Below are 26,142 nucleotides of genomic sequence, written 5' to 3'. Positions count from 1 at the left end.
AGGACCGGCCTTTAGGCGATTACCACTTGATGGTGGTGCCGAGGTCGATCATCTGCTCCTGCACGTTGCCGGTCGAGGTCGCGGTCGGCTGGTGCTGGTGGCCATACAGATATTCCAGATACAGGCCCATCGGCTTGGCGATCTGGTAGTTCGCGCCAGCGGCAACGCCATACTCGCTCAGCGTGCGGGCATAGGCGGTGGAACCCGGAACATAGGCGCCGGAGCTCTGCTGGTTGAAGTAGGAGGCGCCGACCGTGTACGGGCCGACATTGTAGGCCGCGCCGACCACATAGCCCAGAGCGTTACGCGCGCCCTTCGGCTTGAAGGCGTAGCCGTCTTCAACCTGGCCCCACTTCATGTTGCCGCCAACGGTCAGACCCGCGAAGGTGGTCTGCGCACCGGCCTGCATCACGCTCAGCTCGTCATAGCCATGCGGCGCGGTGGTCGGGGTGCCGCCCAGAATGCCCAGCGGCGCGCCGTGCAGGTAAGACACGGAGACCTTGTTGTCGAAGCCGTTCATCTTCTCGGCGTAGGAAACGGACATGTCCAGCGTGTTGCGGCGGCGGACATTGCTGCCACCGTAAATGGAGACCGCGGACTCGCCCAGCGTGCTGCCGTTGGCGGCGTTGCCTTCCTTGATGCCGTTGGAGTTCGGCTCGAAGCCGATGATGCCGGACAGCTTGCCGCCGAGCACGCCCACGGCCGGGGACTCATACACAACCTTGTTGGTGGCATAGAGGCCGGAGGTGTCGGCGAACATGAACAGACCCGGGGAGGTCGGCAGCATGGTGCAGGCGCCGCCATCGCAGTTGAACCCGGCGCCGTCGCCGAAGCTCTCGATCGCGCCAACCTGGGACAGGGTCCAGGCGCTGTCGGTCTGGCCGGCGCGGATGAAGCCATATTCCGGCGCGCCGATATAGGCATAAGCGCGCTTCACGTACAGGCTCTCGGTGCCGGCGGAAACGGTGGTGTTGGACCCGGCGGACTTGCCAGCGGAGGAGACGGTGGTGCGGATTTCAGCCTGCACACCATACCAGATGCCGTTGGTGGTCTGCGCGTCGAAGCCCGGATAGATGCGGAAATCGCCGTTGGTGCCGACATTGTTCAGCTTGTAGGCAGTGGCACCGGAGCCGCCGGACATATGGGTGGAACCGAACGCGCCGACGCCGTACTGGAAGTAACCGTTCAGGTGAACGACGATGGTGCCCGGAGCGGCAACCTCTTTCGCCGGCTGGGCGAAGGCAGCGCCCGTGGCGAGCATGGTGGCCGCGGTGGCCAGAAGCAGTTTGCGCATCAAATCATCTCCATCATTCGCCTTGCGGCGGAATTTTTAAGACCGTGAGGCCCCCAGAAGCTTGCACCGACAGCCTGATGACAGCCGATGCGCTCGGCCGCCTATAAATCGCCATCCGCCAGCACGCGCAATCTCTGACTTTCCGTTCTTGAGCTTATTCGGGAGACTGTGGCACGCACGCCACATGTATATGACGTTAATGTTAAATTCGATCCTGCGCTTTTCCTGTAAAAACCAGCGACTATGCGCATCTTATGCTGCGGCGCCGCATTATATTCCTACTTTTTAAGTATTTTTATAAACAAGCTGATCCGCGATTCCGGACCAGGCGCAAACCGGGTCAAACTTCAAGCTAATTGCTTCAAAAAAAGGCGTCGATTGCCCCCACGCCGGCACATGCCGGGCCCAGATTGAGCGCCTGGCGGCCGCTCATTCCCCCCAAGGCGAAAGGCTTTATCGGCGCCTTGCCGCGGGCCGGATTCAGCCGCGCCGCCAGACGGCGCCAGCCCGCCGCCCCCAGCCCGCGCGCACCGGGATGGCTGGCGGTGGGATGCACGGGAGAGATGAAGACCAGCGCCACATCCGCGCGCCGGGCGTGCCGAATCTGCGCCTCATCATGCGCCGAGGCGCTGCGCAGCCCGGCATGCGGGCGCACCCGCCCCGCCCCGCCGCGCAGATGCAGCCCGGCGCGCAGCGACGCCGCCAGCCGCGCATCCCCGGCGATGATCAACAACAACCGCCGCGCCCGGCACAGCCTGGCCACACGCCGCGCCAGCCGGGCACGGTCCGGGTGCTGGTCATGGCGCAGCACCACCCCGCACAGCCCCAAAGGCAGCCGGGCGATCACCGCCAGCGGGTCGGGCGTGCGCTGCGCATCGGTGAAGAACCAGAGCGGCGGGATCTGGGCCCGCGGGTCGCGCCGCTTTACCGCGCGGCCCCAGGCGATTAACCGTGAATCCATGGCCGACCTTAGCCCGATTGCCCGCAACCTCGAAATCATCCGCGCCCAGATCGCGCAGGCCGCCCGCGCCGCCGGACGCGATCCTGAGGAGATCACCCTGATCGCCGTCAGCAAAACCCATCCGCGCACGGCGGTGGAGGCGGCCTTGGCGGCGGGGCTGTCTATATTCGGCGAGAACCGGGTGCAGGAGGCGGCGGAGAAATTCCCGCTCCCCGGGGCGAAACTGCACATCATCGGCGGGCTGCAGACCAACAAGGCCGAGCAGGCCGTGCGCCTGGCCGATGCGATCGACAGCCTGGACCGCCCGCGCCTGCTCGACGCCATCGACGCCGCCGCGCAAAAAGCCGGGCGCCTGCCTGAGCTGCTGGTGCAGGTGAATATCGGCGACGAGGCGCAGAAATCCGGCATCCCCACCGCCGCGGCGGATGGTTTCATCCGCGCCGCGCGCGCGCGTTTCGGCGACGCGCTGAAAGGGCTGATGTGCATCCCACCAGCCGAAGGCGACCCCACAGCTTATTTCCAGCGCCTCGCCGCGATGGCCGATGCGCATGGGCTGGCGGTGCGCTCGATGGGCATGTCCGGCGATTACGCCGCCGCCATCGCCGCCGGCGCCACCCATATCCGCATCGGCACCGCTTTGTTCGGCCGGCGCGAGACCCCGCCGGCAAATTAACGCTATCGAAAGTTTTTGGCGGTATCGGGTGTTTCTTCAACAACCCGTGACCCTTTCCCACGCCCGCCAGACACAATTTTTAATGTTTTAAACGCGCTGCCCTGGCTGAATCCGCGCATTCCCACTGTGCGTCCCGCGCTTTTGCCTGTAAGGGCTAGGCGATCATTGTCCTCTTTTTGCAGATAGGTTTCCGGTGATCAGATTATCGATCCCGCTCCGCCAAGCCCTGTCGCGTCTGACCCTGCCGGTGATGCTGATGGTCTCGCTCGGCTGCGTTCTCATCGGCCGGGCGGATCAGAATTTCTCCGACCGGCTGCGCGCAGGCTTGGATGACATGCTGGCGCCGGCCTATATGCTGGTCTCCGGCCCGATTCAGGCGGCCGAGCACGGCACCGGCGAAATTGGCCATCTCTTCTCGCTGAGCCAGGAAAACGCGCAGCTGCGCGAACAGAACGCCGAGCTGCTGCAATGGCAGGAGGTGGCGATGGCGCTGCAGGCGCAGAATGACGCGCTGAAAGCCTCGCTGCATTTCGTCCCCACCCCGACGCCGGAATTCGCCACCGGCGAGGTGGTGGCGGATCTCGGCGGCGTCTATGCCCGCTCGGTGCTGGTGCTGGTGCCGCCGGCCAATGGCAACCCGCAAAGCCTCATCGGCGCGGTGGCGATGGATGGGCGCGGCCTCGCCGGCCGGGTGGTGGATGCCGGAGACCGTTCCGCCCGCGTGCTGCTGATCAACGACATCAATAGCCGCATCCCGGTGGCGATCGGCGCCAATGGCGCCCCCGCCCTGATGGCCGGCAGCAACGGGCCGGACCCGTCTCTGCTGTACTGGTCGCCGAACCAGCCGCCGCCGGAAGGGGCGATGGTGCTCACCAGCGCCGAGGGCGGCGCCTTCCCGCCCGGCCTGCCGGTGGGGGTGGTGCATTACAATGCACAGAACCAGCCGGTGGTGCTGCCGCTGGCGCATCTGGACGCGCTGCGGGTGCTGCGCCTGTTCAGCTACCCGGATAATCTGCCGGCCCTCACCCCCATCCCGCATCTCAAACCCGCCGCCGCCAGCGCCGCCAAGCATCACCGGAAACGCTGAGCCATGGCCCGCGGCTCCGCCCTGCGCCGGCCCACGAAATTGTGGCGCCAGATCGACGCGATTTCGCGCTGGATATTCCCCGTGGTCACGCTGCTGTTCGGGCTGTTCGTCATCGGCATGCCCTTCGGCATTCCCGGCCAGGCGGCGCTGCGCCCGGTCTATGCGATGAGCTGCGTGTATTTCTGGTCGCTCTACCGCCCGGGCTCGCTGCCCGCGCCGCTGGTGGCCTTGTGCGGGCTGCTGCTGGACCTGCTCGGCCTCTCCTCTTTCGGGGTCTGGGCGGTGCTGTTGCTGCTGCTGCAATGGGGCACGCTGCTCGCCCGCCGCAAGCTGGTGCCGGCACGGTTTCTCATCGTCTGGGCCAGCTTCACGCTGGCGGCCGGAATCTGCGCCGGGCTGGCCTGGGCGATTGAATCCGCCCTCGCCCTGCGGCTGCTGCCGCCCGGGCCGCTGCTGCTGGAGGCGCTGCTGGCCGCCGGGCTCTACCCGTTGCTGGCCGCCTTCCTGATCCGCGCCCATCGCGGCCCGGCGGCGGTGGAACAGGCGTAAGGAGCGAAGATGCGTCGCCAGGCCAAGAACCGCACCGGCTTCTCCCGCCGCGCTCTGCTGATCGGCGCCGGGCAGGCGGCGATCTTCGCCGCCATCACCACCCGGCTCTATCATCTGCAGATCTCCGAGCACGGCAAATACGCGCTGATGGCCAAGCAGAACTCCATCTCCGAACGGCTGGTGGCGCCCGAGCGCGGCGTCATCACCGACCGCTTCGGCGCCATCCTCGCCGGCAACCAGCAGCATTGGCGCGCCTTGTTCATGAAGGCGATGGCGCCGGAGCCGGACGTGGTGCTGGAGAATTTCTTCCGGCTGGTGCCGCTCTCCGATGAGGAAAAGACCCGCATCACCCAGGATCTCGCCGACCATCCCGGCTATATCCCGGTGCTGCTGAAGGATTGGCTGGACTGGCCGGACATGGCCGCGATCGAGGTCAACACCCCGAACCTGCCCGGCGTCATCGTCGAGGAAGGGGCCAGCCGCACCTACCCGCTGGGGCCGGTGGCGGCGCATGCGGTGGGCTATGTCGGCCGGCCGAACCAGCAGGAGGCGAAGCAGGATGCGGTGCTGGCGCTGCCGGGCATGCGGGTGGGCCGCACCGGCGCGGAAGATGCCGACGACCTCTCTCTGCGCGGCGATCCCGGCTTCGTGCAGACCGAAACCAATGTGCATGGCGAGGTGATGCGCGTGGTGGCGCAGGATGCCGGCACCCCGGGCCAGACCGTGGCGCTGGGCATGGATGCCGGGCTGCAGCAGCTGGCGGTGCAGAGCCTGGGGGCGCAGACCGGCGCGGTGGTGATGATGGATGCGACCAATGGCGAGATCCTGGCCATGGCCAGCACGCCTTCCTTCGACCCCTCCCTGTTCGACAAAGGCGTGCCCAGCGATGTCTGGAAAGGCTGGATGGAGGACCCGAAACACCCGCTGCTCAACAAGGCGACGGCGGGGCTGTTCGCGCCTGGCTCCACCTTCAAGCCCACCGTGGCGCTGGCGGCGCTGAAATGCGGCGCCCTCACCCCGACCACCATCCATAACTGCCCGGGCTTCCTCAAGCTCGGCGACCATATCTTCTGGTGCGACAATCACGACGCCCATGGCAACATCAATGTCGTCTCCGCGCTGAAGGTCAGCTGCGACGTGTTCTTCTATAAAACCGCGCTGGATACCGGCATCGACAGGATCGCCGCGATGGCGACGATCATGGGCCAGGGCGTGGATCTCAATTCCGACATTCCCCACACCCAGGCCGGGCTGGTGCCGACTTTGGAATGGGCGCGCCGGCACGGCATCCATTGGGCCCAGGGCAATACCGTCGTGCAGGGCATCGGCCAGGGCTATACCCAGCTCACCCCGATGGCGCAGGCGACGATGATCGCCCGCCTCGCCTCTGGCCTCGCCGTCACCCCGCATCTGACCCGGCGGATCGGCGGCACGCTGCAACCGGACTCGCTGCCCGGCGGCGCGGCGACGCTGGATGTCGACCCCGCGCATCTGGCGGTGGTCCGCCAGGGGCTGTTCGAGGTGGTGAACGACCCCGCCGGCACCGGCTATGGCGCGCGCCTGACCATCCCCAATGTGCAGATGGCCGGCAAAACCGGCACGGCCCAGGTGCACAACAACACCGCCGCGGAAAAAGCCAAAAACTTCAATGATATGACCATGGCGTGGGAGCAGCGCCCGAATGCCTGGTTCGTCGCCTACGCGCCCGCCGACGCGCCGCGCTACGCCATCGCGGTGCTGATCGAGCACGGCAATTACGGCGCCCAGACCGCCGCCCCGATCGCCCATGACCTGATGACCTACGCCCTCCTGCACGACCCGGCCGGGCGCGACACCCCGCTCGCCAACCCGCCGCCGGAACCCCCGCCGACCGTACCGACCGGACTTAAAGCGTGATCGAACATGCCAGCCTGAGCTATCGCCGCCCCTTCCGGGAGCGCTCCTTCGGCCTTGCCCGCAAGCTGATGCGGGTGAACTGGCTGTTCGTGCTATGCGTCTGCGCGCTGGCGGGGGTGGGGTATGCGGCGCTCTATTCCGCCGCCGGCGGCTCGCCGCAGCCTTACGCGCAAAGCCAGCTGATCCGCTTCTGCGGGGCGCTGGTGCTGATGATCTGCATCGCCATGGTGGATATACGCTTCATCGCCAAACTCTCCTGGCCGGCCTGGATTTTCGGCATCCTGCTGCTGGTCGCGGTGATGAAATTCGGCCATGTCGGCTTGGGCGCGAAACGCTGGATGACCGTGGGTGGCGTCGAAATCCAGCCCTCTGAGCTGATGAAGCTGTTTCTGGCGATGGCGCTCGGGCATTATTTCAAGCGCGCCACGCCCGAGCAGACCGGCAATCTGCTTTTCGTGCTGCCGGCGATCCTGGCGATTCTGGTGCCGATGGGGCTGATCCTGAAAGAGCCCAATCTCGGCACCGCCATCATCACCGGCACCATCGGCGCCACGGTGATGCTGGGGGCGGGGGTGCGCTGGTGGTGGTTCGCGCTGGTGGTGGTGGTCATCGCCGTATCCGCGCCGGTGATCTATCACCATCTGCACGCCTATCAGAAAGCCCGGATCGACATCTTCCTCAATCCCGGCTCAGACCCGCTGGGGGCGGGCTATAACATCATCCAGAGCAAGATCGCCTTGGGCTCCGGCGGGTTTTTCGGCCAGGGCTATCTGCACGGCACCCAGAACCAGCTCAATTTCCTGCCGGAGAAACAGACGGATTTCGTCTTCACCATCATCGCCGAGGAATTCGGCTTCTTCGGCTCCGTCGCGGTGCTGGGGCTGCTGATGATGATCGTGGCGCTGGGCTATTACACCGCCCTGTCCTGCTCCCATGTCTATGGCCGGCTGGTGGCTTTGGGCATCGCCACCAATTTCTTCCTCTATTGCTTCGTCAATCTCTCGATGGTGATGGGGCTGATCCCGGTGGGCGGGGTGCCGCTGCCGCTGATCTCCTATGGCGGCTCGGCGCTGACCGCGGTGATGCTGGGCTTTGGCGTGCTGATGTCGATCCATGTGCATCGCGACGTGGAATTTTCCGAGCCGGGGGATTTCTGAGATGGCGCTTTTGGTGTTCGATTCCGGCATTGGCGGGCTGGGCGTGGTGGCGGCGCTGAACGCGCTGGCCCCCGACCTGCCGCTCACCTACCTGGCCGATAACGGCTTCTTCCCTTACGGCGAAAAGCCGGACGAGATCCTGCTGCCGCATCTGATCGCGCTGCTGGGCGAGGCGATCGCGCGGCAGCGCCCGGAAGCGGTGGTGGTGGCCTGCAACACCGCCTCCACCATCGCGCTGACCGCCTTGCGCGAGGCCTTCCCGCTGCCCTTCATCGGCTGCGTGCCGCCGATCAAACCCGCCGCCAGCGCCTCCACCAGCCGCACCATCGGCGTGCTGGCGACCAAGGCGACGGTGCGCCGGCCTTATCTGAACGGGCTGATCGAGACATTCGCGCCGGATTGCCGGGTGCTCTCGCTGGGCGCGCCGGACCTGGCCGAGCTGGCGGAGGAAAAATTCCGCGGCGCGACGGTGGATGTGGCCGCCGCCGTGGCACCGCTTTTCGCGCAACCCGGTGGCGATCAGATCGACGCGGTGGCACTGGGCTGCACCCATTACAGTTTTCTGTTGCCGGAATTCCTGACGCTGCGCCCGGACATCTCCTGGCACGACCCGGCAATGCCGGTGGCCAAGCAGACTTTGCGCATCGCGGAGACGCTGGCGATTGGCGCGGCACCGCGCAGCATACGCTTTACCGGCGCCCCGGTTGCGACACCTCTGCTGGCGCCGTTTGGGCTGGCGCCGGCCCTCAGCCCAGCGTGAGCTTGTAGAACAAACTATCCACCGCCATGCGCGGATAAGCGCCAGGCAGATCCTCCTTCGCCACCGCCACAAACCCGTTCTTTTCATAAAACCGGCAGGCGGCGCGCAGGATTTCCACGGTGCCGAGGAAGATCTCGCTTATCCCCTCGGCCTGGGCCTGCGCCAGCAGCGTCTCCAGCAGCGCCTGCCCCACCCCATGGGCGCGCCCGCGCCAGGGGGCGGCGACGAACATTTTGCGCAGCGCGCCCTGGTTGGCGCCAAAGCGGATCAGCGCGATGCTGCCGATCATCCGCCCTTCCGCTTCCGCCACCCAGAACCCGCCATTGCGCTGGTAGAAACTCTCGATATCCAGCAGATCCGGCTGGTCCTGCAGCGTCACCGGCACGCCGAACTCACCCTGCTGAATGGGGATGATGAGATCGACCACGCCTTGCGTATCGGCAGGCCGGAAGGGACGAATCTGATAGGTCATGTCTCAGGCTTTCAAAAACATGCCGATGGTCAGCGCGATCCCGATCAGGCTGACGACAACCCGCAATACCTTCTCCGGCACATGCCGCAAAATCAGCACGCCCACCTGCCCGCCGATGATCGCGGTGATCGCCAGCACCCCGACCAGCAGCCAGTTCTGCTTGCTCTCGACCAGGAAGATCACCACCGCGGCGACATTCACCACCCCGGCCAGCACGTTCTTGGTCGCCCCGGCATGGCGCACCGCGAGGCCGACGGCGGTCAGCGCCGCCATCATCAGAATCCCGATGCCGCCGCCAAAATAGCCGCCATAGATGGCGATGATGAACTGCATCACCACCCCCATGCGCGGCGAGATCGGCGGGGCTTCATCCTCCTGGCGGGGTTTGCGGAAGAAGCTGCCCCAGATGAACACCGCCGTGGCGAAGGCGATCAGCCAGGGCACCAGATGGGTGAAGACCGAAACCGGGGTGGCCAGCAGCAGCACGGCACCGATCGCCCCGCCAATCACCGAGACGGTGAACAAGGTCCGCAACGAAAGCCCCGCCGCGCCCCCGGCCATGCGCCGTCCGGTCCAGCCGGTGGTGGCCTGGCCGGGAAACAGCGCGATGGTGGAGGTGATGTTCGCGGCGCGCGGGTCCAGCCCGGCGAACAGCAAGGCCGGGAAGGTCAGGAAGGAGCCGCCGCCGGCCACCGCATTCTGCGCCCCGGCGAGAAACCCCGCCAGGGCCAGCACCACCAGCTGCCAGCTCAACCGACCAGCGCCCGCAGCTCATGCGCCGGCGGGCGCGCGCCGATGCGCGCAATCGCCAGCGCCGCCGCCTTGGTGCCCAGCTTGCCGGCCGCTTCCAGCCCCTCGCCGCGCGTATAGGCGGTGAGGAAGCCGGCGGCATAGGCGTCGCCCGCCCCGGTGCTGTCCACCAGCGCCACCTCCTCGGCCGGGATCAGCACGCTCTCCTTGCCCTGCACGATCAAGCTGCCCTGCTCGCTGCGCGTCAGCACCGCGATCTTCACATCCAGCGCCGCCCTGGTCGCGGCGTCCTCGAAGCTGTTCACCTCATAGAGGCTGCAAATCTCGGTCTCGTTGGCGAAGAGAATATCCACCCCCTCGGCGATCAGCCGCTTGAAGCCCTCGCGATGGCGATCCACGCAGAACGCGTCGGAGAGCGACAAAGCCACCTCCTGCCCCGCCGCGCGGGCCATGCGCGCCGCCTCGATGAAGGCGGTCTGCGCCGCCGGCGGGTCGAACAGATAGCCTTCCAGATAGGTGACCTTGGAGGCGGCGATGATGGTCTCGTCGATATCGTGCAGCGCGAACTCGCCGCCGGCGCCCAGATAGGTGTTCATCGTGCGCTGGCCATCCGGCGTCACCAGAATCAGGCAGCGCGCGGTCGGGACCGGCGCCTCCAGCGCCGGGGTGGCGTAATGCACGCCGACACCGGCGATCTCGCGGCGGAACACCTCGCCCATCTCATCCTTGGCCACCTTGCCGAGAAACGCCACCCTGGCGCCGAGTGCCGCCGCCACCGCGCAGCTATTCGCCGCCGAGCCGCCGGAGGCGGTGTGCCCGCCTTGCATCGCGTCGGTCAGCCTGGTCGCGGTATCGGCATCGATCAGCGACATCGCGCCCTTGCGCATGTCGTGACGGTTTAAAAATTCTTCATCAGTTTGTAGGAGAAAATCGACGATGGCATTCCCGATGCCGGTGATATCGAATTGTGACACGGCCATTCGGCAAGCCCCCCAGACATTCGCAACAGATTACAGCGCGGACGGGTTAGCATCGCCACACCGCAGCGGCAAATGAGCAAAGCTGTTGTTCGCCTTTAGCGCGCATGCTAGCCCGGCATTATCGCGACGAGCCAGCACGGAGGATTTGTGTTCAACAAGCGCAAAACGGAAGAGCCAAAACCGCTTAACCCCGCGCCGACGGTGGAAGAGGACACATCCTCGATCTTTCCCCCGGATGAAGACACCTCCCCGGCCAGCAGTTTCATTCCCCCCAGCTTCAAGGAGTCTCCCATGGCCCGCTCACCTTTCGCGCCGCCGCCGGTCCCCGCCACCCCGTCCACCCCGTCCGGCATGCCCGCCGCCGCCCCGCGCCCGCTGATGGGCAGCCCCAGCCGTGAGGCCGCCGAGCGCCGCACCCTGGTGGTCGGCCGTGGCATTTCCGTGCAGGGCACGGTGCAGGATGCCGAGCGCCTGGTGGTTGAAGGCACCGTCGAAGCCACGATGATCAACGCCAATGAGCTTTCCATCGCCCCGGGCGGCGTGTTCAAGGGCGAGGTCGAGGTGGACGACGCCGAAGTCGCCGGCACCATCGATGGCACGCTGGTGGCCCGCGCCACGCTGATCGTGCGCGCCACTGGCCGCGTGCTGGGCACCGCCCGCTGCCGCCGCCTGCAGGTTGAGGATGGCGGGCAGATCACCGGCCGCATCGAGATGCTGAGCGATCATGGCGGGCCGAGCCTCGGCTCTTCCAGCCATGGCAGCCCGGCGCTCGCCTCCGAGCCGTAAGTTATAAAAGTTTTTGGGGGTGTGGGGTGTTTTTTCAAAAACACCCCACGTCTTTCCCGAAACAAGGTTTACTGAATCACCGTATCCGCTTCGCGGCCCAGCAGCAGCGCCAGCCGCTCCAACCGCCTTAGCACCGCCTCCCCGGCAAACACCCCGTTCGCCGCCGCCAGGCTCAACACCAGCCGGCCCGGCGTCAGCTCCAGCCCGGTGCCCGCCAGCAGATGCGGCGTCCCCGCCGAGAGCGTATAGGCCAGGCGCAACGCCGTCCCCAGCGTCTCCGCCCGCTGCGCCGCCCCCATATCCAGCAATGCCCGCGCCGGCGCCAGGAAGCCCGCTTCCGGCGGCGCCTCGTAACGCACCGCCGTCGCCAGCGCCAGGAAGGCGCGGGCATGATGGTCCAGGCTCATCCCGGCCTGGCGCAGCACCCGCATGAAGGCCTGCTCGGCGCGATATTCCGGATGCTCGTGGCTACCAATGTCCGAAAGCCAGCACGCCGCCTCCCGCAGCCGCTTCTGCGCCGGCGTCTCCTCCGGAAACAGAGGCTGCGTCCAGATCACCAGCGCCTTCGGCAGATTCACATCCCGGATCATGCCCCGCACCAGATCGCGCGAGGCCGCCAGCAGCGGGTCCTCGGCGCGGATCTGCGCCGGCAGCAGCCGGGAGAACCAGCCCTCGCGCAGCCCGTTGGCGGAAAACACCACCCGCGCCGCGCCGGTTGAGCGCAGCAGCCGCCGCAAAATCACCGCCGCATAGGGCAGATCCTCGATCCGCCGGCGCGGCACGCCGGGCATGCGCTCGATCAGCTTGCGCCCGCCCTCGCTCACCACCCCGGCCAGATCCCGCGCCTCGTCCCGGTTGATGGTGTAATGATGCACAATATTCAGCGGATAGCCGGTCTGGGCGATGTGAATTCGCGCCAGCGCCCGGAAGGCGCCGCCGGAGAGGAACAGATCCTTGCCAGCGGCCTCGGCGGTGAAGGGCACGCTCTCCAGCGCCTCGATCATCACCGCCCGCGCCCGGCCGATATCCTCGCCTGCCCGCTCCGCCAGCCGGATCACGCCGACCGGCAGCGTCGCCGCCTGGCCCACCTGCCCGGCCTGCAGCCGGATCAGCTCCAGCGAGCCGCCGCCCAGATCCGCCAGAATCCCATCCGCGCCGGGAATCCCGCACAGCACGCCCTCGGCCGAAAGCGCCGCCTCCTGCTCGCCGGAGAGCACGGAAATCCGCAGATCCGGCAGGCGCTTCATCACCGCCCGCACGAAATCGCGGCCATTCTCGGCATCGCGCACCGCCGAGGTGGCCAGCACCTCCACCGGGCTCGCCCCCATCGCGCGGGCGATGGCGGCGTAGCGGTGCAGCACCGTCTCCGCCTGGGCCAGCGTCTCATCCTTCAGCCGCCCGGTGCTGGTCATCCCCTTGGCCAGCCGCAGCACCGCGCGCTCATTGAAAATCTGCATCGGGTTGCGCAGCTCGCCCTCATAGACCACCAGCCGCACCGAGTTGGAGCCGAGATCCACCACCGCCCGCCGGAAGGGCGCGGCATTCTGCTCGGATCGGCTCATCTGGTCCATGGATCACTCTCCCTCAACGCGGCGGCGGGACAAAGATAAGCTTTCATGACTGCCGGCCCGGCTCGTCACGCCGCATCATCAACGCATCCCCACCATTCTCATAATAGGCCCGGCGGCGCCCGCTTTCCACAAAGCCGAACCCGGCATAGAGCGCGATGGCGGCCTCATTCTCCACCGCCACCTCCAGAAACAACGTCGCCACCCCCAAAGCCCGCAGCCGCGCCAGCCCCTCCGCCAGCAGGGCCCGGCCGATGCCCTGGCGCTTGCGCGCGACGCCTAGGGTGATGATCTCCGCCTCGTCCAGCACCTGGCGGATCAGCAGCAGCCCGCCCGCCTCGTGCAGCAGCGCCAGCATCCCCGGCTGCGGCAGCAGCGCGGCGAAGGCCGCCTCGTCCCACGGATCATGGTCGAAAGCCTGGGCGTGCAGCGCCGCCATGATCGCGGCATGGGCGGGCCCGGCGCGGAAGATGGCGCTCATAGCGGGGCGGGGCGCAGCCCGGCGGCGGGCAGCTTGGCCTCCGGCGGATCGACATAAAGCGGCAAGGCCGGGGCCGGGGCCTGGCCCGCCGCGCGCTGCGCCAGCGCCGCGCGCCCCACCCATTCGGCTTCCAGCAGACGCAGATCGGTCAGCATCACATCCGCCCCGCGCGCGGCGAGGATGGCGGCCGCCAAAGGCGCTTCCGGCCCGCCAATGGCGACGGGCTGGTCGGGGCTGGGCAGCTCCGCATCCGCGCAGGCCAGCGCCTGCCCGTCGCGCAGCAGAAACAGCCGCCCGCGCCGGGCGCGAATCGCAATCCATAAGGGCCGGCGCAGCCCTGGCGCGCCCTGCGCATAAGCCTGCGCCGCGCCAATGCCCCAGAGCCTGGCCCCGCGCCCCGCCGCAAACCCCTGCGCCAGCGCGATGGAGGTGCGAAGCCCGGTAAAGCTCCCCGGCCCGGTGCAGATGGCGATGTCAGAAATCTCCCGCCCCGCCGCCGCCTCTTGCAGCAGCAGCGGCAGCGTCTCGATCAGGCCGGGTTTCAGCGGCGCGCTCCAGCGCGCCTGCACGCCCCCGTCCGGCGCCAGACGCGCCAGCACGGCGCGCGGGCCGGACGCGTCAAGCGCGATCAGACTCACGCGAAATCAGCCGCCTCGCCAATGCCAAGGCGCGGCCGGCGCGGCGGCAGCTCTTCCCCGGCTGGATGGCCCAGATTGATCAGGAAATTCGACTTCCAGCCATTTTCATTGAAAAACACCCGGTCCAGCTTGGTGCGGTCGAAGCCGGACATCGCCCCGGTGGCAAAGCCCTGGGCGCGCGCCGCCAGCAGGAAATAGGCCCCCTGCATGGAGGAGTTGCGCATCGCGGTCTCTTCCGCCAGGTCCGGATTGCCGGAAAACCAGGGCTTCACATCCGCATCCGGATAAAGCTCTGGCAGCTTCAGGTAGAAATGCGGGTCGAACGCCACCACCACCGTCACCGGCGCGGCCATCACCGGCTCGATATTGCCGCCCGACAGGCAGGGGCGCAGCTTTTGCTTGCCCTCATCCGTGCGCACGAACAGGAAGCGCGCCGGCGAGCAATTCGCCGAGGTCGGCCCCCATTTCGCCAGATCATAGAGCGCTTTCAGCGCCTCGTCGGAGACCGGCTCGGCGCTGAAGGATGAATGGGTGCGCGCGTTGGTAAACAGCGCTTCCAGCGCCGCGTCATCCAGAGCCATTGTGCCTCCTTACGGTTACGCCGCCTGTGTAACCGAGGTCACTTCCGGAATATAGTGCTTGAGCATGTTCTCGATGCCATGCTTCAGCGTCGCGGTGGAGGAGGGGCAACCGGCACAGGCGCCCTGCATCTTCAGGCTGACCACCCCGTCCCGGTAGCCGCGGAAGATAATATCCCCGCCATCGCCGGCCACCGCCGGGCGGATGCGGCTATCCAGCAGCTCCTTGATCTGGTCGACGATCTCCTGGTCCGCCGGGTCAACATCCTCGTCCTCCAGCGCGACGCCCTCGCGCAGGATCGGCTTGCCCGCCATCAGATGCTCCATCAGCAGCCCCAGAACCTGCGGCTTCAGCGCCTGCCATGCGGTGGCGTCATCCTTGGTGACGGCGACGAAATCCCCGCCCAGGAACACCCGCGCCACGCCATCCAGCCCGAACAGGGCCTCGGCCAGCGGCGAGATCAGCGCCGCGTCGGCATCCGCGAAATCCGCCGTCTTGTCGCCCAGAATGCTCTGGCCGGGCAGGAATTTCAGCGTTGCCGGGTTAGGGGTGCCTTCGGTTTCGATAAACATTGCAATCCTCCATCCGCAAAGCGGACTGGTCTGGTCCTGATACTGGCTCGTAGATTGTCCTTTTCAGCGCCCCTGGCAAGCGGAGACTGGACGGACAGCCTTGCAAAGCGCTTGCCCCAGAGGCGCTTTCATGTCCAGTCTAGGCCCATGCTCCCGGCTTTGTTCATCAGCCATGGCTCGCCCATGACCATCCTCGAAGACACACCCGCCCGGCATTTCCTGGCGGGCCTCGGCGCGCTGCTGCCCCGTCCGCGCGCCATCCTCGCTGTCTCCGCGCATTGGGAGACCGACATTCCCGCGGTGAGCAATCCGCCGGCGAATGAGACCATCCATGATTTCTACGGCTTCCCGCCCGCCCTCTACGCCCAGCATTACAACCCGCCGGTGGCGCATGAGCTGGCCGGGCGGGTGGCCCAGCTTTTGGAGAAAGCCGGGCAGGCCTGCGGGGTGGATGGCCAGCGCGGGCTGGACCATGGCGCCTGGGTGCCGCTGAAGCTCGCCTATCCCGGCGAGGACATCCCGGTGATCCAGCTCTCGGTGCAGACCCAGGCCGGCACCGCCCATCACGTCGCCCTCGGCGAGGCGCTGCGGCCCCTGCGCGAGGAGGGCGTGCTGATCTTCGCCTCCGGCACCTTCACCCATGATCTGCGCCGCTTCCGCCATGGCCGCCCGGCCCAGGACGCCCCGGAAACCCCGGACGTGGCGGAATTCTCCGCCTGGATGGATGCCAGGATCGTCGCCGGGGATATCGCGGCGCTGTGCGATTACCGCCGCCTCGCCCCGCACGCCGCCGCCGAACACCCGACGGAAGAGCATCTGCTGCCGCTGCATGTCGCCCTCGGCGCGGGCGGCCCAAATCTCTCCCCCACCCGGCTGCACAGCTCGGTGGAATATGGCTTCATGCGCATGGATGCCTACGCCTTCGCCTGAGGTTTTCTTAAGAGTTTTTCATCAAATTAAACGTCAGTGCCATGATCTCGGCTTGATTCCGGCTGGAAAACGCCATCCGGGCCGATGATCTTACACTCCTGATTTCAACATCAAGGAGTCGTCAGATGAATGGCAAAACAGCCGGCCTGGCCGGCGCGCTGGCCGGAATGGCCGCCCTGGGCAGTGCCGGCGCCGCCGAGGCGGCGAACGCCATGCAGGTGAAATCCTATGCCGACCTGTTGACGCCCGTGCCCAACCCGGTCGCGGCGCTGCAGGCCAGCAACCAGGAGATGGCGACGCGCAACCAGGCGCCGCCGGCGGGCGTGACGCGCATCGATTGGCATGATCATTACCACCATCACCACCATGCGCATTACCCGCCGCCCTGGGCCTATCACCATCACCATCATCACCACGCTTATTATTACCCGCCGCCGCCCCCGCCGCCTGTGTACTATTACCACCATCATCACCACCATCATCACAGCGGCGTGTTTATCGGGGCGCCGGGCTTCGGCGTGGTGATCGGCAACTGACCGCTCCCACCCTGGCGGCCGAGCTTGCGGTTTATTCATGAAGCCTCGCCGCATCGTTCATCTTTCACGATGCAGTGACGCCTTCAAATCCAACGCCCGGCTGCCGACGTTACAATCGAGACTTTCTCTTCACAGGAGATTCCGATGGACACGAAAAAAGCCGGCCTGCTCGGCGCCATTGCCGGCGCCACCGCGCTTGGCGCCGGCGGCGCGGCCCAGGCCGCGAATGCGATGCAGGTGAATTCCTATGCCGATCTGTTGCAGCCGGTGGCCAACCCGGTCGCGGCGCTGCGGGAGAGCAACGCGGCGATGGCGCAAAACCGGGAAGCCGTGACGCGCATCGATTGGCACGATAACTACCATCACCATCATCATGCGCATTATCACCATCACCGGCCGCCGCCACCCCCGCCGCCGCGCTATTATCACCATCATCACCATCATCACCATCAAGGCGGCGCGGTCCTCCTCGCCCCCGGCGTCGGCGTGGTGATCCACAATTAAGCTGATATGAGCAGGGGGCTTTGCGAAAAAGCCCCCTACTTTTTTTCAATCCCCGGCCGCCTTGTCGCGGGCCCGCGCCGCGCCCAGAATGCGCCGGTAGGTGCCATCGAACACCGTATGCGTCGCCGAGACCCAGCGCGTATCCCGCCCCAGCGTCTCGCGGCTGGCATGAATCCGGCGAGACTGCATCTCCCGCTCCGCCGCCTCTTCCTCACCCATCGGCTCCAGCGCGAAATCCGGTTCCGCCGGGACGATGCAGAGCTGCATGAAGGGCTCGCCCGGCCGGAAGACATGCACCAAACCTTTCGGCGGCGCCTTGAACACCACAAAATTGATCATCGGCCACCAGGAGGTGCGCAGCAGCGCCGGCACCGCCAGCGGCACATCGTCGGCGGGGCTGAGATAATAACGCGGATGCGGCTCGGCGCGCACCGCCATGCCTTCCGGCACTTTCAAATCCAGCAGCAATTGCAGCGTATAAAACCCTTCGCCGAAGCTGCGGAAGGGCGGCCATTGCAGGCCGGGCGTGGGCGGCGGCCCGAAATCCCCCTCGAACTGGAAGGCGCCATTCTCATGGCGCACGCGCAGCTCGGTCTCGTAAGGGTAGAAAAGCTCGACGCCATATTGCGCGCCTTCCACGAAGGGCAGGCAATGCCAGCCCTGCTCATGCGCGCCATCCTGGCGCGGCACCTTCTCCCCGCCCCAGCCCGGCACCTCGACGCGCGTGCGCCGCGGCGCCAAACGCGGCTGGTAATAGCGGTATTTGACGATGTTCACGCAACCCTCCGAAAAACCAGGACAAAACCATGGCGCAGCAAACCGCCTGATGATGGCGCGATTGCGGCCGCCGCGCCGGACCCTGTCATGAAATAACCGTCACCGGCTCCATATCATAAGTTAGAGGGCGATTCAGACGTTGGATTGACCCGCAAGGCGGGTCAATCCAACGCCATCGCCCCCTACCCCTGGGTGAGCGCGTGCAGCCGGTGATTGATCCCGGCCAGCGCCGCCTGCGCCTCCTTATACAGCCCGAAAAGCTGGTCGTAGAAGCGCCCGGCCTCGTCGTTTGGCATCGTCACGTCCCGCAGCCGCACCGCGCGGGTGATCGCCTCCTGCGGGCTGGCGAACAGCCCCACCCCGACACCGGCCAGCAGCGCCGCGCCGAACGAGGCATCCCCCGCTTGCGTCCGCTCGATCACCAGCCCGGTGACATCGGCGATGATCTGCCGCCAGCAGGCACTCCGCGCCCCACCCCCCATCAGCCGGATGGTGGAGAAATCCAGCCCCAGCGCCCTTGCCGCGCCCAGCAGGTCGCGGATGGAAAAGGCGATGCCCTCATACACCGCCCGGGCGAAATGCGGCTTGCCATGCGCCATCGTCATGCCGATGAAATCCGCCCGCAGCAGCGGATCCCAATAGGGCGCGCGCTCGCCCTGCAGATAAGGGTGAAACAGCAGCCCCCCCGCCCCGCGCGGCGCCGCGCTGGCCAGCGCATCCATCGCCGCGAACCCGCCTTCGGCAAACATCAGATCCCGCACCCAGCGATGCGCGGAGGCGCAGCTATTGGTCCCCGTGGCCGTGTAATACAGCCCGGGGAGAATATGCGGATAACAGGAAACCGGCGGATGCACCGCCTTGCCCAGCGTGGCCAGAAACAGCACCCCCGCCGTCGCCAGCTTCACCCCGCCAATGCCCGGCGCATTGCCGCCGACACCGAAGAATTCCACCGTGGTATCGTTGGAGCCGCAAATCACCGGGATGCCGGGCTTCAGCCCCGTGCGCGCCGCCGCCGCCTCGGTCACGCGCCCCACCACCTGCTCCGCCGGGACAATCGGCGGCAGAATGCCCATATCCAGCCCGATCAGCCCGGCCAAAGCCGAGGACCAGCTCCTGGTCTCATCATCCGCCAGCAGCGCGCCCACCGCGTCCGAATAATCCGTCTCCCAGCCGCCGGTCAGGCAATGGCGCAGAAAATCCTTGGCCAGATAAAGCCGCCTGGCCTGGCGCATCACTTCCGGCTCATGCTCGAACAGCCAGGCCAGCATCGCCAGCGTCCAGGTCGGGTTCACCCGGTTCAGCGACGTGGCGATGATCCGCGCCCCGGCTTTTTCGTGCAAGGCGGCGGCCTGGGCTGCGGCGCGCTGGTCGCTCCACATGATCGCCGGGCGCAGCACCGCGCCGGCCGCATCGGTGAGCACCGGAATATGGGCACCGGCGGAGATGCCGATCCCGGCAATCTCACCCGGCTCGATCCCCGCCACCACCTGGCGCACCGCCTGGGACATGGCCGCCACCCATTCCCCCGGGTCCTGCTCCGCCCAGCCGAAATGCCGGATCTGCGTGGTGACCGGCGCCGCCGCCTCGGCAATGAGCGTCCCATCCGGCCTGATCAGGCTCGCCTTCAGGCTGCCCGCCCCCAGATCGATGCCCAGCAAATATGAATCCGGCATGGCGATGGCTCCTGGAAACAAAACGCTCCCGGGTCTAGCATCGCCCCCATGCCCAAGACCATAGAGCTTGCCCCCGGCCTGGCCCCCGCCCATCTGGATGCGATCCCGGTGATCGACATCGCCCCGCTGCTGCGCGGGGATTTCTCCCCGGCCGCGCAAATCGGCCGGGCCTGCCGCGAGATCGGGTTTTTCTACATCAAAAACCACGGCATCGCGCAGGCCGAGATCGACGAAGTCTACGCCCAGGCCAAGCGGTTTTTCGCGCTGCCGCTGGCGGAGAAGGAAAAATCCGCGATCGAGACATCCGCCTGCCATCGCGGCTGGTTTCGCCTCGGCGGCGAAAATCTCGACCCCGCCAAACAGGTGCAAGGCGATTTCAAGGAAGGCTTCAAAATCGGCCGCGACCTGCCCCCGGACCATGAGCGGGTGAAGGCCGGGCTGCCGCTGCACGGGCCGGATGTCTGGCCGGACCTGCCGGGTTGGCGGAGCGTGATGCAGGGCTATTACGACAAGATGGTCGATCTCGGCGCGTTATTGCTCAGCGCCTTCGCCGTCTCGCTCGGGCTGGAGAAGGATTATTTTTCGCCCTGGCTCGGCATCACCATGACCACGCTGGGCCCGCTGCATTACCCGCCGCAGAAGGGCCGCATCACCGAGGCGCAATTGGGCGCCGGCGCGCACACGGATTTCGGCTGCCTCACGCTGCTGCACCAGGATGATGCCGGCGGGCTGCAGGTGCAGGGGCTGGACGGCACCTGGCTCGACGCCCCGCCCATCCACGGCACCTACGTGGTGAATATCGGCGACATGATGGAGCGCTGGACCAACGGCGTCTTCCGCTCCACCCCGCACCGGGTCATCAACATCTCCGGCCAGGAGCGCTACTCCCTGCCCTTCTTCTTCGACCCGGATTTCTACGCCCCGGTGGAATGCCTGCCGACCTGCCTGAAACCGGGCGAGACGCCGAAATATCCCCCGACCACGGCGGGGCAGCATTTGCTGGATATGATCAATGCGAGTTTTAAATATCACCAGGAGAAGGGCTGAAATTTCTCGAAGGCGGAGGCGACAAGGCTTTCAGCCCGCACGGCGGCAATTGCCGGCCGGCAAAAGCTGCTGGTTTGCAGAGGAAGAACAGCTTTGACCGTCTGAAGGCGCGAAAAGCCAAAGCATTGTTCAGCCGGTTTTTAAACTGGAAGCGGAATAGGCCGCGCCCCCGCAGAAAATAGCATCGTGCGTTAAGAAGGATGTTTGCCTGCCCGCTATTCGGTGCCATGCTGCAATGGCGACCATTTCAAGGGTGAGGGACGATGAGTGCCATCCAGCTTCGCGGCGCAAATTTGGGCGATGCCGCCGCGATCGCCGCTGTGCATGTCGCGGCGTGGCGTGAGACATATGTAGGCCTGCTTCCCGCGGAGATGTTGGCGGATCTGTCCGTTGCAGCGAGAACCGGAATGTGGCGTGAAATCCTTACTGCCCCGGCGGCAGCCGGGGCAACCGGCGTTTATGTCGCGGACGTGGATGGGCAAATCGTCGGTTTTGGCGCTTGTGGGGCGCAGCGTGACAAGGGGCTTGCACAGTTAGGTTTTGGTGCCGAGATCGGCACAATCTATCTATTGCGGTCGCATCAGCGTTTAGGACTGGGGCGCGCGCTTATGACACAAATGGCGCAGGCTCTGAGGACGCAGGATTTTCAGGGAGTGGCGCTATGGGTGTTGCGCGAAAACACAACAGCCCGTGGCTTTTATGAACATCTTGGCGGCACGTTAGCCGGCGAGAAAACGGATGCAAGACAAAACGCCACACTTAACGAGCTGGCGTTTGGCTGGCGTGATCTGACGCTTTTGTGCCATTGAGGCGTGCACTGGCACTCTTTCAAACGCCCAGACTCGGTGGGCACCGCCGTTTCGCTTATTAGAGCCGTGGTGCTGGGAAAGCGCAAAAGGGGGTAAGCGGTCGGTCCGGTTTGTGCGTCGTTTAATGCCCTAGTTGACATTGAACCTAGCTGTTTAACTATTTACGGCACCACTGCACCTGCTAGGGTAATTCGGTAGATATTGTGAGGGATATCGCGAAAAGGTAACGTCACAACCCGCTCCAGATTACCACCACATGACTCTATGAGCCGAATAGAAGGAAGATTATCTGCATTACAAGTAAGAACCACGTCTTGTAGGGAGAGTTCCGAAGCGATCCGCAGTCCTTCAATGAGAAGCAAACGACCAAGGCCCTTTTTTCTTTCAGAAATTCTCAGAGCATAGCCTATATGGCCGCCGTAACTTTCAAGTGATTCTGTAAGGAAGTGCCGGACACCACAGAGACCGATAAATCGGCCGGATTCAATCAGCCACCGCGTAGTCTGCGGTACGCGACGGACTTCAGAGCCATCAGGTAAGATAACCGGCTTTGAGAGATCAAGGCTCTTGCTACGCCAAGCCCCAAAGTCATTTTCAACCGCATTTATTTCATCTTCGGCCCACGGCTCAATGAACAGTCCTTCGCGCAAGGCTTCCACGAAAGATTTTGAATAAAGCTCCGATGGTTCGACAAAGTGCCGGGTCATTCAGCCGATCCTATATTTACGCAGTCACTTTGTCCTTATTTGGCGGAAAGAGAAAGATCGCCGGACGGCTGCTTTGGGTCGAAAGCGGAAGGAAGCCGACCTCCCTCGGCTTCCTCCCGGCGCGGCAACCTTGCCGCCGCCGCCCATAAACATGCCCCCTACCCCAAATGCTGCAACAAATCCTCCGGCGCCCCGTCATGCAGCGCTACGATTCCGCGCAACAGCTCAACCGCCTCCGCCCCTTGCCCGAGCCCGAACAGCGCAATCACCTCACCCCGCAGCCCCGGCCAGCGCAGCGGATGCGCAGCCTCCGGCAACAGCAATCGTAGCGCTGCGAAAGCCGCCACGGCGCGGGGAAAATCCTGCCCCTGCAGCGCCAGCATCCCGGCGGTAAACGCCCCATCCTGGCGCAGGCCCAGCTCCAGCCCTTCCGGCGGCAGCTCCCCCAGCCCGGCCGCGCGCAAAGCCACCGCCTCTTCCCGCCGCCCCGCATTCACCAGCCCGACAAAGCCGCGCCAGGCGGCGGCGACCTCGCCTTGCGCCAGCAAGGCCGGCAGCGCCGCCGCATCCCCGGCCTCGGCGGCGCAGAGCAGCGCCTCGCGCTGGGACAGAGACGCGATATTTTCCGCGAACGGGTCGCGCTGGGACATCTGCTCCATCGCCTGGCACAAAGCCCGCGCCGCCCGCGCGGACAGGCTGAACATCGCCTCCAACCCAGGCCGCGCCTCACCGCGCGCCAGGCGGGACATGGCGCGGGCAAACAAGGCCTGGCCCAGCCCCAGCGGCATCAGCGCGGAAAGCGCCGGCAGTTTTGCCTGCAAAGCCGCCTCCGGCAGCGTCTCCGGCATTCGCCCAAACCGCGCCGCCACCCCGGCCTCAAACGCCGCCCAGGCTGCATCGGCGGCGGCATAATCGCCATCGATGGTGGCATCGAACAGCCCGCGCCCGGCAAAGCCCAGCTGGGTGTCGGTGCCCAATGCCATCTCCCCCGCGCGTTTGGCCAGATAGGCGCGATAAACCGCCCGCCCCGCCCCTTCGCGCAAAGCCAGCGGGGCCGGCGAGGCATAGGCGATCAGCCCGGTCTCATCGCGCATGATCCGCACATGCGCGAACCCCGCCGCCTGCAGCGCCTGGGTCAGGCTCTCGCCGGTCTGCAGCACCAGATGCGCCCCCACCGCGAGGGCCGAGACCAGCTTGCCGGTGGATTGCCCGGGCGTGACCGTCGCCGCATCCGGCGTGGTCAGCAGCATCACCCCGTCCGGGGCGATGGCCTGGCGCATCAGCCGCAGATAGACCGGCGGGTCCGGCAGATGCTCGATCAGCTCCGTCGCCGCGATCACGTCCCAGCTTTCGCCCAGCTGCGCCTCGGTGAAATAATCGGCGCGCAGATCCAGCCCCAGCTCGCGCCGGCCAAAGGCGCCGAAGGGCGAGGGATCATAGCCCACACCCTGCCAGCCCAGCCCATGCACGCCGATATCCAGCCCGAACCCGTAGCCACCGCCGATTTCCAGCAGACGCGACCCGGCCGGCTTGTCGATCCGCGCCAGCTGGGCGGCGATCGGCCACAGCCCCGCCCCCACCTGCGCCAGATAGGCCGGCAGCCCCAGCGCCACCAAGGCGTTATCGCCATAATCCAGATCCGGGACGATGTCGGTGAAACAGGCGGTGCAGGCCGGGCAGCGCAGCAGATTGATCAGGAAATGCTTGCGCGGCGGCTTGAAATCCTCCTCCAGCACCAGCGCCATCTCGCCCGCATGGCCGCAATTGCGGCAGCGCGCGCTAAGGGTCTGGCCGTGGCGCCAGGTGATCTGGGCGTTGCGGCTGATCCTGATCGTCTCGGTCATTGCGGCTGCTCCCTGCAGGCCGGCATGGTTACGGGCCGGCCCGCCCCCTGGCAAGACCGGCCCGTTTCAAGGACTAACGCAACGTTATTGAATTCCGGCCTCAGAATTGTTTCACGTGGAACATTGCAGCTCCTGGCGTAAAACTTCCGCACCCTCCATCGGCAGGCCGCAAACATTGCCGCGGCACACATAGGCGGCGCGCAGATCCCCCGGCTTGCCGAAGGCCGGATGCTCGGGCGCCAGCACCTTGCCGCCGCGCAGCACCAGCACTTTCGGGTCCGGCGCGGCCAAGGCCAGACGCACCAGATCCTCCGCCCCGCCGGTCACCACCACGCTCACCGCATTGGCCAGCAGGTCCGCTGCCCCCAGCAGCCCCGGGGCGTTGGTCAGCGCCCGCGCCCGGCCGCCATAGGCGCGCAACACCGCCTCCGCCTTGGCGCGGTACTCGTCCTTGCCGGTGAGGTGGAACAAGGCCGCGTAGATTTCCGCCATCATCCCGGTGCCGGACGGCGTCGGCCCATCCTGGATCGCGCGGCCGCGCGGGGCGTAGACATCCTGCGCATCGTCGGCGGAGATATAGAACGCCCCCTCGCCATCGCCGAAGCGCGCCTCGGTGGCGGTGAGGATGGCCTCGCTCAGGGCCAGATAGGCGCTCTTATCCGTGGCCTGGTAGAGGGCGATGCCGGCGCGGATCATCGCCGCCTGGTCCTCCAGCAGCCCGGCGGCGGAGATCTTGCCGCCACGCATGGCATGGGCGATGCGCCCATCCTCCTGGCCCATCGCCTGGATCAGCGTGGTGAAAACCTGCTCAGCCAAGGCGATCCAGCCCGGCTCCTGGAAGACGATCCCGGCTTTCACCAGGGCCGCAATGGTCAGCGCGTTCCAGTCCGCCAGAATCTTGTCGTCACGCCCGGGGCGGATGCGGGTGTCGCGCAGCGCCTTCAGCTTGGCGCGGCAGGCGGCCAGGCGGGTCTCATCGCCGTCAAAGGGCAGCCGGCGCTCCAGGATGATGCGCCCTTCCCAGTTGCCGGAGGCCGGCATCGGGTAGGCGGTTTCGAAAAACCGCGCCTCCTCCCCCAGGGCCGCCTCGATCTCGGCACGGGTGAAGACGTAGAATTTGCCTTCCTCGCCTTCGGAATCGGCATCCTCGGAAGCGGCGAAGGCGCCTTCGGCTTCCATGTCGCGCGTCAGCCAGCCCACCGTCTCGCGGGCGCGGGCGGCGTAGAGCGCGTTCGGCTTGTCCGCCTGGGCGTAGGCCAGCAGCTCCAGGATCAGCGCGTTGTCATAGAGCATTTTCTCGAAATGCGGCACGAGCCAGGCTTCGTCGGTGGCGTAGCGGGCATAGCCGCCGCCGAGATGGTCATAGATACCGCCCTGGCTCATCCGCTCCAGCAGCAGATGCACCGCCTCGCGCCCGCGCGCATCGCCCAGCTGCCAGAGGAAGCGGAAGACCGGGATATTCGGGAATTTCGGCGCCCCGGCGAGGCCACCCAGCTCCCAATCCATGCCGCGCAGGAAGGCTTCCTGCACCGCGTGCAGCAGCGCCGGGCCGGGCGCATCGCCCGGCTTGGTGGCGGCGGCTTCGGCCAGAGCCCGGCGGATGGCGCCGGCGGAGCGGGCGATCTGCTCCTGCTCATTCGCCCAGGCCTGGGAGAGTGCGACCAGCACCTGCGGGAAGCTGGGCCGGCCATGGCGCGGGGTCGGCGGGAAGTAGGTGCCGCCCCAGAAGGGCGCGCCTTCGGGGGTGAGCACCATGGTCAGCGGCCAGCCGCCTTGCTCGCCCATGGCGTGCAGCGCGGCCATGTAGGTCTGGTCGATATCCGGGCGCTCCTCGCGGTCCACCTTGATGGCGACGAAGCGCTCATTCAGCAGCGCGGCGATCTGCTCATTCTCGAAGCTCTCATGCGCCATCACATGGCACCAATGGCAGGCGGCGTAGCCGATGGAGAGCAGCACCGGCACGTTGCGGGCCTTGGCCTCGGCGAAGGCGGCCTCGCCCCATTGCTGCCAGTGCACGGGGTTATCCTTGTGCTGGAGCAGATAGGGGGAGGAGGCGTCCTGCAGGCGGTTGGTCATTTGGCTCTCTCCTGGTTGAACCGCTACATAGGGGCG

General features: G+C 66.3%; 27 protein-coding genes. 12 read left to right on the top strand and 15 right to left on the bottom strand.

Annotated features, from left to right (window positions below):
• Window positions 1-19: 19 nt before the first annotated feature.
• Together ACZ46S_RS14170 and ACZ46S_RS14165 are read right to left on the bottom strand one after the other, a co-directional pair.
• Window positions 20-1,294: a porin family protein gene (locus ACZ46S_RS14170; protein WP_464062235.1), complete on the bottom strand. Its 1,275-nt coding sequence runs from the start codon at window positions 1,292-1,294 to the stop codon at window positions 20-22.
• A 361-nt stretch (window positions 1,295-1,655) separates the two neighbouring features.
• Window positions 1,656-2,255 (bottom strand): thiamine phosphate synthase, encoded by a 600-nt coding sequence (locus tag ACZ46S_RS14165; RefSeq protein ID WP_295743931.1) that lies wholly within the window; start codon window positions 2,253-2,255, stop codon window positions 1,656-1,658.
• Here ACZ46S_RS14165 and ACZ46S_RS14160 point away from each other — a divergent pair.
• From ACZ46S_RS14160 to murI, 6 genes are all read left to right on the top strand, one after another.
• Window positions 2,254-2,928, top strand: coding sequence for a YggS family pyridoxal phosphate-dependent enzyme (locus ACZ46S_RS14160; RefSeq protein ID WP_464062234.1), 675 nt, complete (start codon window positions 2,254-2,256; stop codon window positions 2,926-2,928). The two genes, ACZ46S_RS14165 and ACZ46S_RS14160, sit on opposite strands and share 2 nt — an antisense overlap.
• Window positions 2,929-3,121: 193 nt before the next feature.
• Window positions 3,122-4,015 carry a rod shape-determining protein MreC gene (locus ACZ46S_RS14155; protein ID WP_464062233.1) on the top strand — a complete coding sequence of 298 codons (894 nt, stop codon included), beginning with the start codon at window positions 3,122-3,124 and terminating at the stop codon, window positions 4,013-4,015.
• 3 nt (window positions 4,016-4,018) lie between these two features.
• Window positions 4,019-4,564, top strand: a complete 546-nt coding sequence (mreD, locus tag ACZ46S_RS14150; RefSeq protein WP_464062232.1) for a rod shape-determining protein MreD — start codon at window positions 4,019-4,021, stop codon at window positions 4,562-4,564.
• A gap of 9 nt (window positions 4,565-4,573) precedes the next feature.
• Entirely contained in the window at window positions 4,574-6,460 is a 1,887-nt protein-coding gene (gene mrdA, locus ACZ46S_RS14145) for a penicillin-binding protein 2 (protein ID WP_464062231.1), read from the top strand.
• On the top strand, window positions 6,457-7,617 hold the full coding sequence (gene rodA, locus ACZ46S_RS14140) for a rod shape-determining protein RodA (protein ID WP_464062230.1): 1,161 nt from the start codon (window positions 6,457-6,459) through the stop codon (window positions 7,615-7,617). The genes mrdA and rodA overlap by 4 nt, the downstream gene beginning before the upstream one ends.
• Before the next feature lies 1 nt (window position 7,618).
• Window positions 7,619-8,377: a glutamate racemase gene (gene murI, locus ACZ46S_RS14135; protein ID WP_464062229.1), complete on the top strand. Its 759-nt coding sequence runs from the start codon at window positions 7,619-7,621 to the stop codon at window positions 8,375-8,377.
• On the opposite strand, the gene ACZ46S_RS14130 is transcribed toward murI, so the two are convergent.
• The 3 genes from ACZ46S_RS14130 to ACZ46S_RS14120 are packed head-to-tail and all read right to left on the bottom strand — an operon-like array spanning window position 8,364 to window position 10,579.
• The gene (locus ACZ46S_RS14130) at window positions 8,364-8,849 is read right to left on the bottom strand and encodes a GNAT family N-acetyltransferase (RefSeq protein WP_464062228.1); all 486 of its coding nucleotides are present in this window, start codon (window positions 8,847-8,849) and stop codon (window positions 8,364-8,366) included. The genes murI and ACZ46S_RS14130 overlap by 14 nt on opposite strands.
• Before the next feature lie 3 nt (window positions 8,850-8,852).
• The gene (locus ACZ46S_RS14125; protein WP_295743961.1) at window positions 8,853-9,602 is read right to left on the bottom strand and encodes a sulfite exporter TauE/SafE family protein; all 750 of its coding nucleotides are present in this window, start codon (window positions 9,600-9,602) and stop codon (window positions 8,853-8,855) included.
• Window positions 9,599-10,579, bottom strand: a complete 981-nt coding sequence (locus tag ACZ46S_RS14120) for an adenosine kinase (RefSeq protein WP_464062227.1) — start codon at window positions 10,577-10,579, stop codon at window positions 9,599-9,601. Before ACZ46S_RS14120 ends, ACZ46S_RS14125 begins: the two co-directional genes overlap by 4 nt.
• Window positions 10,580-10,870: 291 nt before the next feature.
• Between ACZ46S_RS14120 and ACZ46S_RS14115 the strand changes: the two genes are divergently transcribed.
• On the top strand, window positions 10,871-11,365 hold the full coding sequence (locus tag ACZ46S_RS14115; RefSeq protein WP_295743965.1) for a bactofilin family protein: 495 nt from the start codon (window positions 10,871-10,873) through the stop codon (window positions 11,363-11,365).
• 68 nt (window positions 11,366-11,433) lie between these two features.
• Here ACZ46S_RS14115 and ACZ46S_RS14110 read toward each other — a convergent pair whose 3' ends face one another.
• From ACZ46S_RS14110 to ACZ46S_RS14090, 5 genes are read right to left on the bottom strand one after another with little or no spacing between them, the layout of a single operon-like run.
• Entirely contained in the window at window positions 11,434-12,936 is a 1,503-nt protein-coding gene (locus ACZ46S_RS14110; RefSeq protein ID WP_295743968.1) for a Ppx/GppA phosphatase family protein, read from the bottom strand.
• A gap of 43 nt (window positions 12,937-12,979) precedes the next feature.
• Complete coding sequence (locus ACZ46S_RS14105; protein WP_464062226.1) at window positions 12,980-13,414, bottom strand: GNAT family N-acetyltransferase; 435 nt, start codon at window positions 13,412-13,414, stop codon at window positions 12,980-12,982.
• The gene (tsaB, locus tag ACZ46S_RS14100) at window positions 13,411-14,052 is read right to left on the bottom strand and encodes a tRNA (adenosine(37)-N6)-threonylcarbamoyltransferase complex dimerization subunit type 1 TsaB (protein WP_464062225.1); all 642 of its coding nucleotides are present in this window, start codon (window positions 14,050-14,052) and stop codon (window positions 13,411-13,413) included. Before tsaB ends, ACZ46S_RS14105 begins: the two co-directional genes overlap by 4 nt.
• A complete protein-coding gene (locus tag ACZ46S_RS14095; RefSeq protein ID WP_464062224.1) occupies window positions 14,049-14,633 on the bottom strand; it encodes a malonic semialdehyde reductase in 585 nt (194 codons plus the stop codon). The genes tsaB and ACZ46S_RS14095 overlap by 4 nt, the downstream gene beginning before the upstream one ends.
• A 15-nt stretch (window positions 14,634-14,648) precedes the next feature.
• Window positions 14,649-15,203, bottom strand: coding sequence for a NifU family protein (locus tag ACZ46S_RS14090; RefSeq protein ID WP_295743980.1), 555 nt, complete (start codon window positions 15,201-15,203; stop codon window positions 14,649-14,651).
• A 147-nt stretch (window positions 15,204-15,350) separates the two neighbouring features.
• On the opposite strand from ACZ46S_RS14090, the gene ACZ46S_RS14085 reads away from it, so the two are divergent.
• The 3 genes from ACZ46S_RS14085 (at window position 15,351) to ACZ46S_RS14075 (ending at window position 17,173) form a co-directional block, all read left to right on the top strand.
• Window positions 15,351-16,133, top strand: a complete 783-nt coding sequence (locus tag ACZ46S_RS14085; RefSeq protein ID WP_464062223.1) for a DODA-type extradiol aromatic ring-opening family dioxygenase — start codon at window positions 15,351-15,353, stop codon at window positions 16,131-16,133.
• Between the two features lie 125 nt (window positions 16,134-16,258).
• Window positions 16,259-16,669, top strand: coding sequence for a hypothetical protein (locus ACZ46S_RS14080; protein WP_464062222.1), 411 nt, complete (start codon window positions 16,259-16,261; stop codon window positions 16,667-16,669).
• A gap of 144 nt (window positions 16,670-16,813) precedes the next feature.
• A complete protein-coding gene (locus ACZ46S_RS14075) occupies window positions 16,814-17,173 on the top strand; it encodes a hypothetical protein (protein ID WP_464062221.1) in 360 nt (119 codons plus the stop codon).
• A gap of 45 nt (window positions 17,174-17,218) precedes the next feature.
• On the opposite strand, the gene ACZ46S_RS14070 is transcribed toward ACZ46S_RS14075, so the two are convergent.
• Window positions 17,219-17,950: a hypothetical protein gene (locus ACZ46S_RS14070; RefSeq protein ID WP_464062220.1), complete on the bottom strand. Its 732-nt coding sequence runs from the start codon at window positions 17,948-17,950 to the stop codon at window positions 17,219-17,221.
• A gap of 182 nt (window positions 17,951-18,132) precedes the next feature.
• A complete protein-coding gene (locus ACZ46S_RS14065) occupies window positions 18,133-19,623 on the bottom strand; it encodes a xylulokinase (RefSeq protein ID WP_464062219.1) in 1,491 nt (496 codons plus the stop codon).
• A 48-nt stretch (window positions 19,624-19,671) separates the two neighbouring features.
• Here ACZ46S_RS14065 and ACZ46S_RS14060 point away from each other — a divergent pair, with 48 nt between their 5' ends.
• Both ACZ46S_RS14060 and ACZ46S_RS14055 read left to right on the top strand, forming a co-directional pair.
• Complete coding sequence (locus tag ACZ46S_RS14060; protein ID WP_464062218.1) at window positions 19,672-20,670, top strand: isopenicillin N synthase family dioxygenase; 999 nt, start codon at window positions 19,672-19,674, stop codon at window positions 20,668-20,670.
• Between the two features lie 263 nt (window positions 20,671-20,933).
• A complete protein-coding gene (locus tag ACZ46S_RS14055; protein ID WP_464062217.1) occupies window positions 20,934-21,479 on the top strand; it encodes an N-acetyltransferase family protein in 546 nt (181 codons plus the stop codon).
• Window positions 21,480-21,640: 161 nt separating this feature from the next.
• Here ACZ46S_RS14055 and ACZ46S_RS14050 read toward each other — a convergent pair whose 3' ends face one another.
• The 3 genes from ACZ46S_RS14050 to ACZ46S_RS14040 form a co-directional block, all read right to left on the bottom strand.
• Window positions 21,641-22,186, bottom strand: coding sequence for a GNAT family N-acetyltransferase (locus ACZ46S_RS14050; RefSeq protein ID WP_464062216.1), 546 nt, complete (start codon window positions 22,184-22,186; stop codon window positions 21,641-21,643).
• A 158-nt stretch (window positions 22,187-22,344) separates the two neighbouring features.
• Window positions 22,345-24,030 (bottom strand): class I SAM-dependent methyltransferase, encoded by a 1,686-nt coding sequence (locus tag ACZ46S_RS14045; protein ID WP_464062215.1) that lies wholly within the window; start codon window positions 24,028-24,030, stop codon window positions 22,345-22,347.
• Between the two features lie 111 nt (window positions 24,031-24,141).
• Window positions 24,142-26,106 (bottom strand): thioredoxin domain-containing protein, encoded by a 1,965-nt coding sequence (locus ACZ46S_RS14040; RefSeq protein WP_464062214.1) that lies wholly within the window; start codon window positions 26,104-26,106, stop codon window positions 24,142-24,144.
• Between the last annotated feature and the right edge of the window lie 36 nt (window positions 26,107-26,142).

It is taken from the genome of Acidocella aluminiidurans, from assembly GCF_055383125.1.
Note: the sequence above shows the minus strand (reverse complement) of the source record. Positions and strands in the feature narration are given on the sequence as shown.

Bases quoted from the DNA above. Each gene is read 5' to 3' on its own strand.
- ACZ46S_RS14060 (WP_464062218.1), top strand. From the start codon at position 19,672: ATGCCCAAGACCATAGAGCTTGCCCCCGGCCTGGCCCCCGCCCATCTG.
- ACZ46S_RS14130 (WP_464062228.1), bottom strand. From the start codon at position 8,849: ATGACCTATCAGATTCGTCCCTTCCGGCCTGCCGATACGCAAGGCGTG.
- ACZ46S_RS14050 (WP_464062216.1), bottom strand. From the start codon at position 22,186: ATGACCCGGCACTTTGTCGAACCATCGGAGCTTTATTCAAAATCTTTC.
- ACZ46S_RS14165 (WP_295743931.1), bottom strand. From the start codon at position 2,255: ATGGATTCACGGTTAATCGCCTGGGGCCGCGCGGTAAAGCGGCGCGAC.
- ACZ46S_RS14090 (WP_295743980.1), bottom strand. From the start codon at position 15,203: ATGTTTATCGAAACCGAAGGCACCCCTAACCCGGCAACGCTGAAATTC.
- murI (WP_464062229.1), top strand. From the start codon at position 7,619: ATGGCGCTTTTGGTGTTCGATTCCGGCATTGGCGGGCTGGGCGTGGTG.
- ACZ46S_RS14080 (WP_464062222.1), top strand. From the start codon at position 16,259: ATGAATGGCAAAACAGCCGGCCTGGCCGGCGCGCTGGCCGGAATGGCC.
- ACZ46S_RS14065 (WP_464062219.1), bottom strand. From the start codon at position 19,623: ATGCCGGATTCATATTTGCTGGGCATCGATCTGGGGGCGGGCAGCCTG.
- ACZ46S_RS14170 (WP_464062235.1), bottom strand. From the start codon at position 1,294: ATGCGCAAACTGCTTCTGGCCACCGCGGCCACCATGCTCGCCACGGGC.
- ACZ46S_RS14045 (WP_464062215.1), bottom strand. From the start codon at position 24,030: ATGACCGAGACGATCAGGATCAGCCGCAACGCCCAGATCACCTGGCGC.
- ACZ46S_RS14160 (WP_464062234.1), top strand. From the start codon at position 2,254: ATGGCCGACCTTAGCCCGATTGCCCGCAACCTCGAAATCATCCGCGCC.
- mreD (WP_464062232.1), top strand. From the start codon at position 4,019: ATGGCCCGCGGCTCCGCCCTGCGCCGGCCCACGAAATTGTGGCGCCAG.
- ACZ46S_RS14095 (WP_464062224.1), bottom strand. From the start codon at position 14,633: ATGGCTCTGGATGACGCGGCGCTGGAAGCGCTGTTTACCAACGCGCGC.
- ACZ46S_RS14075 (WP_464062221.1), top strand. From the start codon at position 16,814: ATGGACACGAAAAAAGCCGGCCTGCTCGGCGCCATTGCCGGCGCCACC.
- mrdA (WP_464062231.1), top strand. From the start codon at position 4,574: ATGCGTCGCCAGGCCAAGAACCGCACCGGCTTCTCCCGCCGCGCTCTG.
- ACZ46S_RS14040 (WP_464062214.1), bottom strand. From the start codon at position 26,106: ATGACCAACCGCCTGCAGGACGCCTCCTCCCCCTATCTGCTCCAGCAC.
- ACZ46S_RS14110 (WP_295743968.1), bottom strand. From the start codon at position 12,936: ATGGACCAGATGAGCCGATCCGAGCAGAATGCCGCGCCCTTCCGGCGG.
- ACZ46S_RS14105 (WP_464062226.1), bottom strand. From the start codon at position 13,414: ATGAGCGCCATCTTCCGCGCCGGGCCCGCCCATGCCGCGATCATGGCG.
- ACZ46S_RS14085 (WP_464062223.1), top strand. From the start codon at position 15,351: ATGCTCCCGGCTTTGTTCATCAGCCATGGCTCGCCCATGACCATCCTC.
- ACZ46S_RS14055 (WP_464062217.1), top strand. From the start codon at position 20,934: ATGAGTGCCATCCAGCTTCGCGGCGCAAATTTGGGCGATGCCGCCGCG.
- ACZ46S_RS14120 (WP_464062227.1), bottom strand. From the start codon at position 10,579: ATGGCCGTGTCACAATTCGATATCACCGGCATCGGGAATGCCATCGTC.
- ACZ46S_RS14115 (WP_295743965.1), top strand. From the start codon at position 10,871: ATGGCCCGCTCACCTTTCGCGCCGCCGCCGGTCCCCGCCACCCCGTCC.